The 15,016-nt window shown below is 67.2% G+C and carries 12 protein-coding genes; 8 read left to right on the top strand and 4 right to left on the bottom strand.

The features are described 5' to 3' along the window. Window positions 1-10: 10 nt before the first annotated feature. From LH62_RS21090 to LH62_RS21080, 3 genes are read left to right on the top strand one after another with little or no spacing between them, the layout of a single operon-like run. Window positions 11-1,303, top strand: a complete 1,293-nt coding sequence (locus tag LH62_RS21090; RefSeq protein WP_043364008.1) for an O-acetylhomoserine aminocarboxypropyltransferase/cysteine synthase family protein — start codon at window positions 11-13, stop codon at window positions 1,301-1,303. Continuing rightward, window positions 1,300-2,319, top strand: a complete 1,020-nt coding sequence (hemB, locus tag LH62_RS21085) for a porphobilinogen synthase (protein ID WP_043364006.1) — start codon at window positions 1,300-1,302, stop codon at window positions 2,317-2,319. Before LH62_RS21090 ends, hemB begins: the two co-directional genes overlap by 4 nt. A gap of 22 nt (window positions 2,320-2,341) precedes the next feature. Then, a complete protein-coding gene (locus LH62_RS21080; protein ID WP_043364004.1) occupies window positions 2,342-3,133 on the top strand; it encodes an SDR family NAD(P)-dependent oxidoreductase in 792 nt (263 codons plus the stop codon). On the opposite strand, the gene LH62_RS21075 is transcribed toward LH62_RS21080, so the two are convergent. The 4 genes from LH62_RS21075 to LH62_RS21060 are packed head-to-tail and all read right to left on the bottom strand — an operon-like array spanning window position 3,111 to window position 8,242. Next, window positions 3,111-4,088: an alpha/beta fold hydrolase gene (locus LH62_RS21075; RefSeq protein ID WP_043364002.1), complete on the bottom strand. Its 978-nt coding sequence runs from the start codon at window positions 4,086-4,088 to the stop codon at window positions 3,111-3,113. The two genes, LH62_RS21080 and LH62_RS21075, sit on opposite strands and share 23 nt — an antisense overlap. Window positions 4,089-4,118: 30 nt before the next feature. Next, complete coding sequence (locus LH62_RS21070) at window positions 4,119-5,339, bottom strand: CaiB/BaiF CoA-transferase family protein (protein ID WP_144404590.1); 1,221 nt, start codon at window positions 5,337-5,339, stop codon at window positions 4,119-4,121. A gap of 57 nt (window positions 5,340-5,396) precedes the next feature. After that, window positions 5,397-6,722, bottom strand: coding sequence for an SLC13 family permease (locus tag LH62_RS21065; protein ID WP_043364000.1), 1,326 nt, complete (start codon window positions 6,720-6,722; stop codon window positions 5,397-5,399). 53 nt (window positions 6,723-6,775) lie between these two features. Then, window positions 6,776-8,242: a malonyl-CoA decarboxylase gene (locus tag LH62_RS21060; RefSeq protein ID WP_052214761.1), complete on the bottom strand. Its 1,467-nt coding sequence runs from the start codon at window positions 8,240-8,242 to the stop codon at window positions 6,776-6,778. A 72-nt stretch (window positions 8,243-8,314) separates the two neighbouring features. On the opposite strand from LH62_RS21060, the gene LH62_RS21055 reads away from it, so the two are divergent. The 5 genes from LH62_RS21055 to LH62_RS21035 all read left to right on the top strand — a co-directional run bounded on the left by LH62_RS21055 (window position 8,315) and on the right by LH62_RS21035 (window position 14,890). Continuing rightward, window positions 8,315-8,614 carry a hypothetical protein gene (locus LH62_RS21055; protein WP_043363998.1) on the top strand — a complete coding sequence of 100 codons (300 nt, stop codon included), beginning with the start codon at window positions 8,315-8,317 and terminating at the stop codon, window positions 8,612-8,614. A gap of 62 nt (window positions 8,615-8,676) precedes the next feature. Continuing rightward, window positions 8,677-10,188: an aldehyde dehydrogenase family protein gene (locus LH62_RS21050; RefSeq protein ID WP_082012706.1), complete on the top strand. Its 1,512-nt coding sequence runs from the start codon at window positions 8,677-8,679 to the stop codon at window positions 10,186-10,188. A gap of 785 nt (window positions 10,189-10,973) precedes the next feature. Then, entirely contained in the window at window positions 10,974-12,860 is a 1,887-nt protein-coding gene (locus LH62_RS21045; RefSeq protein WP_144404589.1) for a hypothetical protein, read from the top strand. Window positions 12,861-12,960: 100 nt separating this feature from the next. Continuing rightward, window positions 12,961-14,286 (top strand): hypothetical protein, encoded by a 1,326-nt coding sequence (locus tag LH62_RS21040; protein ID WP_043363995.1) that lies wholly within the window; start codon window positions 12,961-12,963, stop codon window positions 14,284-14,286. Window positions 14,287-14,344: 58 nt separating this feature from the next. Further along, window positions 14,345-14,890 carry a hypothetical protein gene (locus LH62_RS21035; RefSeq protein ID WP_144404588.1) on the top strand — a complete coding sequence of 182 codons (546 nt, stop codon included), beginning with the start codon at window positions 14,345-14,347 and terminating at the stop codon, window positions 14,888-14,890. Window positions 14,891-15,016: the final 126 nt, after the last annotated feature.

The following is a 15,016-nucleotide window of genomic DNA, read 5'->3' as shown; positions in this document are numbered from 1 at the left end:
GGAGCACCCCATGGTCAACAGCACCAATCCCGAGACCCTGGCGCTGCATGGCGGCAGCCACCGGGCCGACCCCACCACCGGCTCGGTCGCCGTGCCGATCCACCAGACGACGAGCTTCCAGTTCCAGGACACCGGCCATGCCGCCAGGCTCTTCGGCCTGGCCGAGCTCGGCAACATCTACACCCGCATCATGAACCCGACCTGCGACGCGCTCGAGACGCGCATCGCTGCGATCGAGGGTGGCGTGGCGGCGCTCGCGGTCGGCTCCGGCCAGGCGGCGACCAGCTTCTCGGTGATGAACCTCTGCTCGGCCGGCGACAACATCGTCTCCTCGACCGACCTCTATGGCGGCACCTGGAACCTCTTCGCCAACACGCTGAAGCAGTTCGGCGTCGAGGTCCGCTTCGTCGACCCTGCCGACCCGGAGGGCTTCGCCCGCGCCACCGACGCCCGCACCCGCTGCTACTATGCCGAGGTGCTGCCGAACCCGAAGCTCCAGGTCTTCCCGATCGCCGAGGCCGCTGCCATCGGCCGCCGCCTCGGCGTGCCGCTCATCATGGACAACACCGCCGCCCCCATCATCTGCAAGCCGCTCGCCCTCGGCGCCGCAGTGGTGATGCATTCGACGACGAAGTTCATCGGCGGCCACGGCACCAGCATCGGCGGCATCGTGGTCGATGGTGGCAATTTTGACTGGGAGTCGGGCGGTGACCGCTTCCCGACGCTGAACCAGCCGGACCCGAGCTACCACGGCGCCGTCTGGAGCCAGGCGGCGAAGCCGCTCGGCCCGATCGCCTACATCCTCCGGATGCGCACCTGCCTGCTGCGCGACATGGGCGCCCCGATGTCGCCCTTCAACGCCTTCATGTTCCTCCAGGGGCTGGAGACGCTGCCGCTGCGCATGGAGCGCCACTGCGCCAATGCGCTGAAGGTCGCCGCCTATCTCGCTTCCCATCCCAAGGTGACGAAGGTGATCCACCCGAGCGTGCAGACCGGCGAGGCGAAGCGCCGCGCCGATGCGGCGCTGCATGGCGGCTATGGCAGCCTGATGGGCTTCGAGATGCAAGGCGGCGCCGAGGCCGGTGCCCGCTTCATCGACAACCTCAAGCTGCTCTACCACGTCGCCAACATCGGCGACGCCCGCTCGCTCGCCATCCACCCGGCGACCACCACCCACAGCCAGCTCTCCGCCGAGGAGCAGGCGGCGACCGGCGTCACCCCCGGCTATGTCCGCCTCTCCATCGGTATCGAGCATGTCGAGGACATCATCGCCGACCTCGCCCAGGCGCTGGAGGCGGCATGAGCATCGGCACCCCGACCGGGGCCTTCCCCGCGACCCGAATGCGCCGCAACCGGCGCGATGCCTGGACGCGCCGGCTCAACGCCGAGAACACGCTGACGGTCGACGACCTGATCTGGCCAATCTTCGTCCGCGAGGGCAGCGGCCAGACCACCGACGTCGCCTCCATGCCCGGCGTCGTCCGCGTCACGCTCGACCGCCTCGCCGGCCATGTCGAGCAGGCGGCGTCGCTCGGCATCCCCGCCGTCGCGCTCTTCCCGATGACGCCGCCCGAGCTGAAGGATGCCGAGGGCACCGAGGCGCTCAACCCCGAGAACCTGATGTGCCGCGCCGCCCGCCTGCTGAAACGCGAATTCCCTGAGCTCGGCCTGGTCGGCGACGTGGCGCTCGACCCCTATACCGACCATGGCCATGACGGCGTGATCCGCGAAACTCCGACCGGCGAGTACGTCCACAACGACGAGAGCGTCGCCGTCCTCACGACCCAGGCCGTGAACCAGGCCGAGGCCGGCATCGACGTTATCGCCCCCTCCGACATGATGGATGGCCGCATCGGCACCATCCGCGTCGCGCTCGACGCGGCCGGGCTGATCGACACCCGCATCATGTCCTATGCGGCGAAATACGCCTCCGCCTTCTACGGCCCCTTCCGCGACGCCGTCGGCAGCGGCAAGGCTCTCCGAGGCGACAAGAAGACCTACCAGATGGACCCGGCCAACACCGACGAGGCGCTGCGCGAGGTGGCGCTCGACCTCGCCGAGGGCGCCGACATGGTCATGGTCAAGCCAGGGATGCCCTATCTCGACATCGTCCGCCGGGTGAAGGACCGCTTCGGCGTCCCCACCTTCGCCTATCAGGTGAGCGGCGAATACGCGATGATCATGGCCGCCGTCCGCAATGGCTGGCTGGAGCATGAGCGGGCGATGATGGAAAGCCTGCTCGGCTTCAAGCGCGCCGGCGCCAATGGCGTGCTGACCTATTTCGCGGTCGAGGCGGCGCGGCTGCTCCGGTCGCGCTGATCTTCGGCAGAAGGACCAAGCGATGAACACCGACTGGCTCGGCCTCTCTGACAAGATCGCGGTCGTCACCGGCGCCGCGGGCGGCATGGGCCGCGCCATCGCCGCCGCCTTCGTCGAGGCGGGCGCCGCCGTCGCCTTGCTCGACCGCGAGAAGGACGGGCTGCTGGCGCTCGAGGGCCAGCTCACCGCCGCCGGGGGCCGCGTCGCCGCCATCCGGTGCGACACCGGCTCCGAGGCCAGCATCGCGGACGCGGCCCGCGCCTCGGCCGACAAGCTGGGCCCGGCGGATATCGTGGTGAACAATGCCGGCATCCTCCGCGCCGGCCCGCTCGCCACCCTTCCGCTGGAAGAGTGGAACACGTTGCTCGCGGTGAACCTCACCGGCTACCTGCTCTGCGCCCAGGCCTTCCGCCCGCAGATGCTGGGCCGCGGCGGCGCGCTGGTCCACATCGCCTCCATCGCGGCGAGCAACCCGCAGCCGCGCAGCGGCGGCTACAGCCCGAGCAAGGCGGCAGTCGCCATGCTGTCCCGGCAGCTCGCGCTCGAATGGGGCCCGGACGGCATCCGCAGCAACGTTGTCAGCCCCGGCCTGATCCGCACGCCGATGTCGGAGAGCTTCTACCAGGCACCCGGCGTGAAGGAGCGCCGCGAGGCCATCCTGCCCATGCGCCGCATCGGCACACCGCAGGACATCGCCGATGCGGTGATCTACCTCGCCAGCGCCCGTGCATCCTACGTGACCGGCGGGGAGATCCTGGTCGATGGCGGCCTCGACCAGGCCATCATGGAACTCACCCCCCGCCCGGGCTACTGACCCCCTCGAAGAAGGCGCCCATCGCCCGGGTGGCCAGGCTCTCGCGCGCCCGGTCATAGAAGCCGCAATGCCCGCCGCCCGCGACCCGCAACGGCAGCACCGCCGGGCAGGCCGCCCAGTCGATCCCGTCCATCACCGTGACCGGCACCAACGGATCATCCTCCGCCATCACCAGCAAGGTCGGTACGCGAAGCCGCGGCAGGGCGGCGGCCGGCCGGTTCACCTCGCAGAAGACGCCGAAGGAGGGGTAGCCGAAGCGCGGCGCCGTCACCTCCGCTTCGAACTCCGTCAGCGACCCGGCCCGCCGCGCAGCCTGGCGCAGCGCCTCGGGAAGGTCGGTGGCCGGCACCGCCAGCACCTCCCGCCGGTAGAGCGCCAGCAGCGCCCGACCGAGCACTGGATTGGCGTCGATGGTGGCAAAGGCCTCCGCCGGATCGAGCGGCGGCCCGATAACGGCGGCGCCATGGATGGCTGGCATCCCCTGGCCGCCCCGCCCCAGCAGGTTCAGCACCAGCGCCCCGCCAAGCGACCAGCCGGCCAGCACCACCCCATCCGCCGTCAGCGCCTCCGGCAACACGACAAGCGCCTCGGCCAAATCCTCGCTGCGGCCGAGGTGATAGTGGCTGGTGCTCCGCGCTAGGCTCCGCGCGCTGCCGCGCAGGTTGAGCCGCAGCACGGGGAAGCCCCGCCGCAGCAGCCCTGAGGCGGCCTCGCGCAGATAGGGATCGTCCTCCGTTCCGGTCAGCCCATGCAGGAGCACCGCCAGCGGCCGCCGCATCCCGCCTACGGGCAGGTGCAGCATGGCCGCCAGCGCATCGCCGTCCGCCATTGGCAGCCAGAGCCGATGCCCCGGCGTCAGCCGCGCCGGCCAGGGCCAGCGAAGCGCGCGCAAGGTCTGCAAGGTGCCACCCAGCCAGGGCGGACGCGGGCGGAAGGGCACGGGCGATGGCGTCATGCAACCGCCAACGCGCTGCCGCCGCGGCGGTTACAGGACCCCCTTCTCCCGCAGCGACGCGATCTCCGGCGCCGTCATCCCGAGCACCCCGCCCAACACCTCCTCCGTATGCTGGCCGAGCACCGGCGGCGGGCTGCGATAGCTGGGCGGCGTCGCCGAGAGCTTCACCGGATTGGCGATAACCTTCACCGTCTCGCCCGAGGCATGCGGCAGATCCAACACCATGTTGCGCGCCTGCACATGCGGGTCGGCGAAGACCTGCTCCAGCGTGTTGATGGGCCCGCAGCCGATCTTCAGCGCCTCCAGCGCCTCGATCCACTCCGCCGTGGTCTTCGACTTCATCACCGGCGTCAGCGTGTCCGTCACCAGCTGGCGATTCTGTACCCGCTTCGGGTTGGTGGCGAAGCGCTCGTCGCTCAGCAGGTGCTCGAGCCCGTTCGCCTTGCAGAAGCGCTCGAAGGTCGGGTCGTTGCCGACGGCCAGGATGATGTAGCCGTCCTTGGTCGGGTATTCCTGGTAGGGCGCGATGTTCGGATGCTGGTTGCCGAGCCGCGGCGGGTTCTCGCCGGTCGCCAGGTAGTTCATCCCCTGGTTGGCCAGCCAGGCGACATGGGTATCGAGCATGCCGATGTCGATCTGCTGCCCCTCCCCGGTCGCGTTGCGGTGGTTCACCGCCGCCAGGATGCCGATGCAGCCATAGAGACCGGCGAAGAGATCGGCCACCGGCACGCCCACCTTCTGCGGCGTTCCCTCCGGCTCGCCGGTAAGGGACATGACGCCGCCCATCGCCTGGATCAGCGCATCATAGCCCGGCCGCGGCGCATAGGGGCCGGTCTGGCCGAAGCCGGTGATTGAGCAGTAGATCAGCCGCGGATACTTCGCCTTCAGCTGGTCCCAGCCCAGCCCGTATTTCGCCAGCGCGCCGACCTTGAAGTTCTCGACCAGGATGTCGCAATGCCCGAGCAGCTTGTGGATCACCGCCTGGCCCTCGGGCTTGGCGATGTCGAGGGTGATGGACTTCTTGTTGCGGTTCACGCCCACGAAATAGGCGCTCTCCCTCGTATTCGGCACGAAAGGCGGGGCGAAGCCGCGGGTGTCGTCACCCGCCTCGGGCCGCTCGATCTTGAAGATCTCGGCCCCGAGGTCGCCCAGCATCTGCGTGCAGGTCGGTCCCGCCAGCACCCGCGTCAGGTCGAGCACCCTGAGCCCTCGCAGCGGCCCGACCACCCCGCCTTCCCGTCCATCCTGCATCGCCCTCTCCCTTGCCTCGGCGCCTGGATCCTGCCCGTTGATGCACCAGCCGCGCCGCTACATCCAGCCCGGCAGGATGAAGACCAGCCAGGCGAGCAGCGGCCCGGCGATCACGACGAGGATGCTGTAGACGAGGAAACGCCGGTACACCCCCTCGCGCTCCTCCGGCCTGGCATTCGCCACCACCAGCGCGCCATTGGTCGAGAAGGGCGAGACATCGACGATGGTGGAGGCAATGGCGAGCGAGGCGATCATGCCCCCGACGCCGATCTGCCCCTGCTGCAGGAAGGGCACGGCCAGCGGGATGATGGCCCCGAGCACCCCCACCGAGGAGGCGAAGGCCGAGACCACGCCGCCGATATAGCAGAGCAGCAGCGCCGCCAGCAGCGGCGAGCCGAGGCTGGAAACCCCCTGCCCCACGCTGTCGATGGCCCCCGTCTTCTGCAGCACGCCGACATAGGTGACGACGCCCCCAACCAGAAGGATGGTCGACCAGGCGATCTTGTCGACCGCCCCCTTCTGCTCCTCCGGGTCGAGCAGGGCGAGCGCCACCGCGACCGTCACCGCCAGCAGCCCGATGTTGATGCTGAAGGCGAGCCCGCCGATGGCGAGCACCGCCAGCCCCAGCAGCGTCGCACCCTGATGCAGGTTGAGCCCGCCCTGCTGCGGGTGGGTCGGCGGCGTCAGGCTGGCATCGGCGCTGGTGCCATGCCCCGCGATCGCCAGGCCGGTGACCGCCGCCCCTGCGCCGTCCGTCGCCGGCACCATCGCCCGCCGACCGAGCAGCGCCCGCCCGCCGAAGGCGAGGAAGACGCCGGCCGAGACGACCAGGTTGAAGCCGAGGCTCGCCAGGAACAGCAGCGTCTCATGCCCCGGCAGGCCGGAGCGGGCGACGATCTGGTTGGTGATGCCGCCATAGATGCTGATCGGCGAGAAGCCGCCGCCCTGCGCCCCATGGATCACCAGCAGCCCCATCATCAGCGGGCTGATCGCATAGGCCCTGGCGAATTGCAGCGCGACCGGGGCGAGGATGGCACAGGCCGCCGGGCTCACCGCCCCCACCGCCGTCAGTGCGGCCGCCACGCCGAACATGATCCAGGGAATGGCCGCGATCCGTCCACCGACGGCGACCACCGCCCGGTGGATCAGCCAGTCGACCGTCCCGTTCTTCTGCGCGATGGCGAAGAGGTAGGTGATGCCGACCAAGGTGACGAAGAGGTCGCCGGGGAAGCCGGCGATGATTTGCGCGGAGGTCATCCCGACCGAGAGCGTCCCGATCAGGAAGGCCATGGCCAGGGCCAACGCCCCCATATTGAGCGGCAGGGCGGTCGCGACGACAAACATCACGACCAGCCCCAGGATGGTGGCGGTCTGCGGCGACATGGACAGTGTTTCTCCCTCCGGGCCGGTTCCTGCCGACCCGCCTCATCCCTCGTTCAGGCTGGCTTGCCGCCGGCCTTCTCCTCGCCGCCCAGCAACCGCGCCAGGGCGGAGCGGGGCGGCGCGGCGTCCGGCCTTGGCGCCTGCAGCAGCGCCTCCACCGCGGCGGAGCGCGCAACATGGCCCGAATGCACGAATCGCTCGTGGTTCGCCTCGATCTGCTCGCGGTCGTAGAGGTAGTTGACCATCACCCCGAAGCTCTCCCGCATGCCGCGGGCGGAGGTGTTGCCGAGCCAGTTCACCCGCTCGAGCCGCGCGCCGTTGCCGAGATGGAAGCGCGCCACCGGGTCCAAGCCGGGCTCCCCCGCCGGCCGGGTCAGGTAGGCGGCGGCGAGGCGCAGCAGCGGGCCGCGCAGCGCCTCCCGCTTCGCCTCCTCCTGCCACCACGCGCCCTCGGTCAGCGCCTGGAGGGCGGTCGGCACGTCCTCCGCCGCGGACGTCGCGGTCAGCAGCGCCGCCTCCTCCGGGCGCACCAGCTCCTCCTCCGGCTGCGATGCGACCTCCCGCTCCAGCCAGCGGCGAAAGCCGGGCACGGGCGAGAGCGTCGAGAAAGTGGCAAGCTGGGGCAACTCCGCCTTCAGCTCCTCCACCACCTGCTTGATGAGGAAATTGCCGAAGGAGATGCCGCGCAGCCCCTCCTGGCAGTTGGAGATGGAGTAGAAGATTGCGGTATCTGCCCGCGCCGGGTCGGCCGGCGGCTCGTCCCGCGCCAGCAACGGCTGCACCGCGGCGGCCAGGCCCTGGACCAGCGCCACCTCGACGAAGATCAGCGGCTCGCCCGGCAAGGCGGGGTGGAAGAAGGCGAAGCAGCGGCGGTCGGCATCGAGCCGGCGGCGGAGATCCTCCCAGCCCTGGATCTCGTGCACCGCCTCGTAGCGGATCAGCTTCTCCAGCACCGCCGCCGGCGTCTGCCAGTCGATGCGGCGCAGTTCCAGGAAGCCGCGGTTGAACCAGGAGGCGAAGAGATGCCGCAGGTCGGAATCCAGCACCCGCAGCGCCGGCTCATCCTTGGTGAGGCCGGTCAATTCCTTGCGCAGCCCAACCAGGGTGGCGGTGCCGCCGGGGGCCATGTTCATCCGCCGCAGCAGCTCCTGCCGGGGCGGCTCGGAGGCCTCCGCCAGGCGGGCCGCGGCCTCCGCCGTGGGCTCCGCCATCCAGGCCTCCGCTGCCCGGCGCAACCGCTCCGGATCGGGGCCGAAGCCCTCGGCAAGGAAGCGGAAGAAGGCGATGCGGTCATCCCCGGCCAATTGGACGAGGCTCTCGTGCAGCTCCCGCGCCACCGCGGCACCGGAAGCCTCGCCACGCTCGGAGAGCAGCGCCTCGGCGAGATGCCGGGCCCGGTCGAGCGGCGGCAGCCGGCTCGACGGCACGTCGGCATAGGCCCGGCCGCGATCGGCGATGCTGGACCAGACCCGCTCCAGCCAGGTGCGGCTGTCGGACAGGCTCAGGGCGACAGGCGGCATGCGATACCCCTCCTCTGGCAGGCGACGGCTTACGCCGTATGTCCCGCCGGAGGAAGCCGGGCAAGGAACCCCATGCCGTCGCATCGAACTGCCCTGGAATCCCGCTGGCTGGCGCTGACTCGGCAGGTCCTGCCCGGCATGGCCGCCGCCGAGGGCTGGCCGATCCGCCTCGACCACTGCTTCATGCGGGTCTGCCTCGATGCCGCCATTGGCCGCCCCTGGCATGAGGCGGTGCGCCGCCCGGCCTTCCGCCACCTGACCGAGCCGCAACTCGCCGCCGCCATCGCCGTCGCCGAGCGCATTCGGACCGAACCCGACCTACTGCCGGCGCTGAACCGGCAATCCCTCCGCTGGCGGGGCAAGCTCCGCTGACGGGGTGCCTTGCGGAACCCCTACCCCAGCGCCATGGTCCGCCCACAGCCCAGGAGGAACCCATGCTCGACCGGCCCATGCCGACCCCCGCTGCCCCCAGCCTCGACCCCTTCGCCCTGGCCAAGGCGCTGTCTGGCCATCACTTCATCGGCGGCGGCTATGTCCCCGGCCGCAACGGCAAGAGCTTCGCCGTCGTCAACCCGGCGACCGGCGAGGAGGTAGCCCGCGCCGCCGAGGGCGACGCCGCCGATGTCGACGCCGCCGTGCAGAACGCCGCCAAGGCCCAGAAGGAATGGGCCAAGATGCCGGCCCGCAAGCGCGGCGCCCTCGTCCACCAATGCGCCGCGCTCATCAAGGAGCATCAGGAGGAGCTGGCCCGCCTCATCGCCCTTGAGACCGGCAAGGCACTCCGCACCGAGAGCCGCGTCGAGGCTGGCGTCGTCGCCGACATCTTCGAGTTCTTCGGCGGCCTCGGCTCCGAGCTGAAGGGCGAGAGCGTTCCCTTCGCCCCGAACGTGCTGAGCGTCACCGTGCGCGAGCCGCTCGGCGTGGTCGGCGCCATCATCCCCTGGAACGTGCCGATGCTGCTGATGGCGCTGAAGGTGGCGCCCGCCCTCGTCGCTGGCAACAGCGTGGTGGTGAAGAGCGCCGAGGAGGCGCCGCTCGCCGTACTGCGCATCTGCGAGCTGATGAACCGCGTCCTTCCCGCCGGCGTCTTCAACATGCTTTCCGGCTACGGTCCGGACTGCGGCGCGCCGCTGGTCGAGCATCCGCTGGTGCGCAAGCTGACCTTCACCGGCAGCGTCGAGACCGGCAAGATCGTCGCCCGCGCCGCTGCCGAGAAGCTGATCCCTGTCACGCTGGAGCTCGGCGGTAAGTCGCCGATGATCGTCTTCGCCGATTGCGACTTCGACAAGACCGTCTCCGGCGCGCTCACCTCCATGCGCTTCACCCGCCAGGGCCAGAGCTGCACGGCTGCCAGCCGCATCTATGTCGAGCGCCCGATCTTCGACCGCTTCGTCCAGGCGATGAAGGATGCGGTGAACAAGATGGTGATGGGCGACCCGCTCGACGAGAATACCGATATCGGCACCATCGTCTCCGAGGGCCAGCTCGAGAAGGTCCGCGGCTTCATCGAGGAGGGCAAGGCGACGCCGGGCGCCACCGCCCATGTCTGCTCCGCCATGCCGACCGACTCCGCGCTGAAGAAGGGCCTTTTCATCCAGCCCGTCATCTTCACCGGCCTGACCAAGGACAGCCGGCTGGTGCGCGAGGAGATCTTCGGCCCGGTCACCGTCATCGCCCCCTTCGACGAGCCGGAGGCCGTGCTGGCCGAAGCGAACGACAGCGAGTTCGGCCTCGCCGCCTCGCTCTGGACCAACAACCTGAAGGTCGGGCTCGACCTGGCGCACCGGCTGGAGGCCGGCCTCGTCCAGATCAACCAGAACCTCGTGGTCCAGGCCAACCTTTCCTATGGCGGCGTGAAATCGAGCGGCCTCGGCAAGGAAGCCTCGCTCGAGGCGATGCTCGAGCACTTCACCCACAAGAAAACAATAATGGTGAACATGGCCTGAAGTAATGGCCTTGCAGAATAAGGAAGAGATCAAGGACAACGAAACCCAGCTTCTCTTTGGTTTTTTCTAAGCTTGGATAACGTTACAGGAGAGGGCGCAAGAGTACAAGCTTTTGCCCCCTCCCCTGCCCTGGGTGCTTTGTATAGACCTTGCAAATGCACCTATGCTGGCGTCAGTCCTGCACCAGCAAACCTCGTATTTCTTGCATTACGAGAATGATTCGCTGCGTCACTGTGGCTTGCAGTCGTAGCCGGGCGACCTTTCACACGCTCCGGCGCAGCTGCGTCATCCCGAGCACCGCATTTCGCATCCTTGGTCGCTGCCCCTACGTACGATGGTGCTGCGGGAGGATGAGCAGCGGAGCACGAAGCGCACCAGAAGATCGCAAGTCGAAACCATTATCTCCCTTGCTTGGACGCGTGTATGCGTTAAATCGCGCATTGGATCAGCTCTCGGCTTCGGGGGCTGGTTCGAAGCTGGAGGCCGCGCCGGCGAAACAGGCTCGGTCATAGGAACGACACCAACAGCCGAAAGGCTGATTCGGCCACTGCACCCGGGACCATGTCGCGCAGGCATGTGTCGAGAAGAGGCAGAGCTGACGCGGTGACGTCGGGGTCCTGTGACCCTGACCTGGCGTAGAGAGGCACAACGCCCGGCGGCAATTACATTGCTGTCGATTCCAGCGACTTCCGACCATACCCTTTGGGGCGTGGCGGGGTCGCTGTGGCCTGATGCATCCCGTCACCGCACGCGTCCCTGGTCCACGCTCCGTAACAGGAGCGAACATGGCAAGAGCTACCAAGGCACGTTCGAAGGCCACGGCCGCCGATGTGGCCACCGCAGATCAAACCCACGCCAGCAATTCAATTGATCGCGGCGGTCAGACTGTGACCAACCCGCCGAGTGATGATGTCCTCCCACGGGACGATCTCACCATCAGGCTCAGCCGCGCCGATATCGCCAACGCACTGCCGTTCGAGGCGCCGGACTTGTCCGCCCTCCCGGCGGTCGCACGCGCGGACGCCGCCTTCAAGCTCGCGGGACGGTACTCGGCTGAGTCCCGTAAGGAAGAAGCAACAGCCAGGAAGCACGCCGGCACGGCGCTCACCTGCCGCACGGCAGGGCTCATCACCATTGTGCTTTCTGCACGTGATGGCGAAATTGCGCCGTCGGTCGAGGAGTCGCTGCGCGAGAAGGGCTGGACTGTCCAGTCGGGCAAGGTCTTCAAGGCAACGGTTTGCGCCGTCGACGAGCTCAATCCGGCAGACCCCCGGCAAGGCAGCCTCGCGGACCAGAGGGCATCGGCCTGCGACACCATCAAGCGGATAATCGAGCAGAAGGAAGCAGAGCTCGGCTGCCGCTTTGAATTGCGCCACGCGGACCTTGAGCAGCTGGTGGAACTCGTCAAGAACCACGGCACACCCACCGAGCTCGGCGCGTCCGAGAACCGCGACAACGTCACTGTGCCGCCCGACAGGTCGATCGAGATCGCGCTGGACAGCGGCAAGCTGAAGGCGCGTGAGCTGCTACTGGCTCGCACGCAGCTCGCGGTGCGGACTGTGCCTGACGGACCAATGAGGCCAGACGAGATAGTGTTTGACGAAGGGGTCTACGTCAGGGCGATGAACGTGCCCGGCGAGCGCGGATTCGTACGGCTCGATGCCAAGCCTGGGGACATGGACGTGCAGTTGCGCAGGGCGGCGAGGGCGGAGCCCTGCTCGCAGTTTCTCGCAGACCTATTCCGGTTGGACCGCGACTGCATCCCGGCGCGCCGGGAGGACGTCTCCACCACGCCAGGCCTCGAGCGGAGTGGGGACCAGGACGGCATGCGCCTCGGCAGATCCCAGCTGCACGTCCTCTCCGGCCGTACCTTTGTCCACTCACCGATCCTGCAGGACATGAGCCTGATTGTGGAGGGAGTACCCAATGAGACCATCGGTCACGCCATCGTGCCAGCCGGCTTCGAAGACGACTACTGGGTCCACGCAAAGGAGCTGAGGGAGTTTGCCGAACAGCTCATCGGCAAGAGGCGCGAGTTAGCGTTCGGCTTCCACTGCCACCAGCGGGAGGAGTGGGAGCCCGGCAAGTGGCTGCTGCGGTGGACGCTTGATTGCGACTGCGGCAAGGATGCGGCCACGATCAGGAGGTCGGTCGTGCTTTCGGAGGCGAGGCCTCGGCCTGGCAGGATGCCGCTGGATGTGAAGCGAGCGGAATTCCGCGAGCACCTCGCACGTGGCGAGGTGGTGCAGGTGCACATCGATAAGGAGGTTTTTGCAAAACACTCCAGCGGGGATGCAAGGGATTTCGTCAAGCAGGGCAAGAACGACCCGGCCGCCCTTATGCTGAAGCTTTCGTCGGACAGGCTGGTCCTGGACCCGCACGACTTGAAGCTGGAGCTCAAGCTGCGCAAGCGCCTAGCACGAGAGGAGGTCTTCGCCAGGGCACTCCGCACGGATTGGGGACGAGCGTGCGTCGCGTTTGGCAAGCTGTGCGACCGTATGGTGGATGACGCGCTCCTAGAGCTCGATCCCGCGGGCGTCCTTAGGCTCTCCGCTCGTACGACCGAGGGCCAATTCGCCGTGTGGATGTTCCTGCTGCGCGCAAGGGGTGACGAGCGTACGGATACCATGCTGCAGTCCGAGATGCTCGTCGGTATTCCGCCCGGCGACTAGGGCTAACAGGCCTGAGCTGGCGGCGCACGGAAGGGCCTGTGCGCCGCTCCCTCAACGATCAAATCCTCTGCCCGACCATTCAGAGTAGCGGAGATCAGCCATGGCGCGACAGCTCGCACCGGAGTGGGACGACCTCGCCTGCTACGCCGAAGCAATCCAGGACTACTATCTCCGGTTCCCGTACGGTCCTGATTACGGACCGCTCCTGGACTGCGGTCTTCGTCAGCATGCTTTGGACTTCCTCGCCGAAGCCTCTCCACTGTTCACGGTGCCCGAGGCGCTGGTGAGCGCCGGCGTCGTGATGAGGAACGGCGACGCGCGAACCCTGCAAAATCACGTCGAAGATATGGTGACGAACCGGCGGCGAGGCGATGGGAGCCCTACCGTTATTGGGGACAACGGTTGCTTTCAGACGATCAATCCGAGCAACCGGTTTATCCTTACGTCGGGGACCACCCGTGCGGTTCTCCGATGGATGGAACGCGTGTGCGATTGGGGCGTCGGACCTGACGTACCCAGCGCCGCGTGGCGCGTTCCCGGGAACCGCTACCACCGGAAGCCGCAGCTCGCCCTCGCCGACACTCGGACAGCTTTGGACGTCTTCCGCAACGAGCGTGAAGGCGAGCTCAAAGTCATGATTACGCTGCAGGGCCACACGCGTGGCGAGGCGGACGAACGGACCGAGGGTGTGAAGCATCACCTTCAGTGGGGGAACGGCATCACCTGGGGCGGGCAGATGCGCTTCGATCTGCGGCATGTGATCCGGACATTGCGGCGCCTGCACGAGGACGGGTTTCTGGAGCGTGTGGAGCGCATCCACTTTCTCGGCACGAGCAGCCTAGGCCTAGCTGTGTGCCTGACAGCCCTCAAGCGGGCGCTATTTGGGTTGCTCGGGCGAAAGATTTCCGTTTCATTCGATACGTCGACGCCGTTCCTGCTCGCTCACAAGTACAACCGCGCTATCGGTCCGACGCCAGTCTGGGCAACTTCCGCGCCCCGCCACGACCACGCAGGCAACCCCGTTCCGGCAGGGCGCTCACTCGGGATACATGTAAAGCAACTAAGGAGGGATAGCCGTCCGGAGGATGATGCTCGATTTCCGTTTGATACCGAGGTGGGGCGATTGCTGCGGATGCATGACCTGCGGCGCCGGCACGGTCAGAGTAAGGCATGGGACGAGGTTGGGCGGCTGTTGCTGTGCAACAGCAACGTCGAGGCGCTGAGCCGAGCTCTGATCCAGGCGAACCGCATGGCGGATTTACCTGACAGCGGCGAAGAAATCCCGAGCAGGATTAGGAGCGCCCGCAGGGCGGTGTCCGAAGCATTCACGCTCAGCGGCGCCGAGCTGGAGGCACATCTGAAGTACTCAGGCAATCATCTTGGCATGTTTGCCGGAATGGAAACCGAAGACGGTGACGTGGAATAGGTGACTTAAAGTATGTGCAATTTGTAATTTCTGTCAAAGAAGGTAGGTAATCGCGTCAATGCCAGCCAAACCGCACGAATCATTTTCGGATGAACTGAGGGAAATCAGGGAGAAATTGCTGCAACTCCAAAAGGACGCTGAGGAACAAGATGCAAAACGCCGCAAAAAAGAAGAAGAGCTGAATGCAAAAGCGGCCGAGCTGGAGAAGGAGCACGAGCGAGAGCTGGCCGAGCTGAAGGAGCAGCGCGAGCGAGAGCTGGCCGAGCTGAAGGAGCAGTTCAAGCGGGAAGAGCTAGTGAGGCTCGAACGCCAACGTGTCGAAGCCAAGCGGGCCAAGCTAGCAAAGGTGCGCGATCCCACGGCGACGGCGCGTCGGATGCATCAGGGTATGACCGCAGTGCTTTTCCCACCGAACACCACCCTTCAGAGAATCCAGGAATTGGCGGAGCACTGCAGGGCTGAAAAGGCAGACGGCGAATGGGACTATGCGTATTATCATCATTCCCCACGTCCCTGCAGGAGCGACAAGAGCTTTGTAGCCTTCTTCTTCACTGACAAATATTACGCTGTTCAGTTCAAACTGCTGCATGGGGGCTCGGTCTAAATTCGAGTTTGGGCATTCTGAGGTGGTCCCTAATCGTCGGGCAGTTTGACGGCCTGCATGGGCTCGATCCTAGTTTTCGTCAGGCCGCCAATCTCGCCATCTGCCGCGCCCCATACGCCTCTCCCG

The sequence above is a fragment of the Belnapia sp. F-4-1 genome (assembly GCF_000802185.1).
Classification (GTDB): domain Bacteria; phylum Pseudomonadota; class Alphaproteobacteria; order Acetobacterales; family Acetobacteraceae; genus Belnapia.
Note: the sequence above shows the minus strand (reverse complement) of the source record. Positions and strands in the feature narration are given on the sequence as shown.

Bases quoted from the DNA above. Each gene is read 5' to 3' on its own strand.
- LH62_RS21090 (WP_043364008.1), top strand. From the start codon at position 11: ATGGTCAACAGCACCAATCCCGAGACCCTGGCGCTGCATGGCGGCAGC.
- hemB (WP_043364006.1), top strand. From the start codon at position 1,300: ATGAGCATCGGCACCCCGACCGGGGCCTTCCCCGCGACCCGAATGCGC.
- LH62_RS21080 (WP_043364004.1), top strand. From the start codon at position 2,342: ATGAACACCGACTGGCTCGGCCTCTCTGACAAGATCGCGGTCGTCACC.
- LH62_RS21075 (WP_043364002.1), bottom strand. From the start codon at position 4,088: ATGACGCCATCGCCCGTGCCCTTCCGCCCGCGTCCGCCCTGGCTGGGT.
- LH62_RS21070 (WP_144404590.1), bottom strand. From the start codon at position 5,339: ATGCAGGATGGACGGGAAGGCGGGGTGGTCGGGCCGCTGCGAGGGCTC.
- LH62_RS21065 (WP_043364000.1), bottom strand. From the start codon at position 6,722: ATGTCGCCGCAGACCGCCACCATCCTGGGGCTGGTCGTGATGTTTGTC.
- LH62_RS21060 (WP_052214761.1), bottom strand. From the start codon at position 8,242: ATGCCGCCTGTCGCCCTGAGCCTGTCCGACAGCCGCACCTGGCTGGAG.
- LH62_RS21055 (WP_043363998.1), top strand. From the start codon at position 8,315: ATGCCGTCGCATCGAACTGCCCTGGAATCCCGCTGGCTGGCGCTGACT.
- LH62_RS21050 (WP_082012706.1), top strand. From the start codon at position 8,677: ATGCTCGACCGGCCCATGCCGACCCCCGCTGCCCCCAGCCTCGACCCC.
- LH62_RS21045 (WP_144404589.1), top strand. From the start codon at position 10,974: ATGGCAAGAGCTACCAAGGCACGTTCGAAGGCCACGGCCGCCGATGTG.
- LH62_RS21040 (WP_043363995.1), top strand. From the start codon at position 12,961: ATGGCGCGACAGCTCGCACCGGAGTGGGACGACCTCGCCTGCTACGCC.
- LH62_RS21035 (WP_144404588.1), top strand. From the start codon at position 14,345: ATGCCAGCCAAACCGCACGAATCATTTTCGGATGAACTGAGGGAAATC.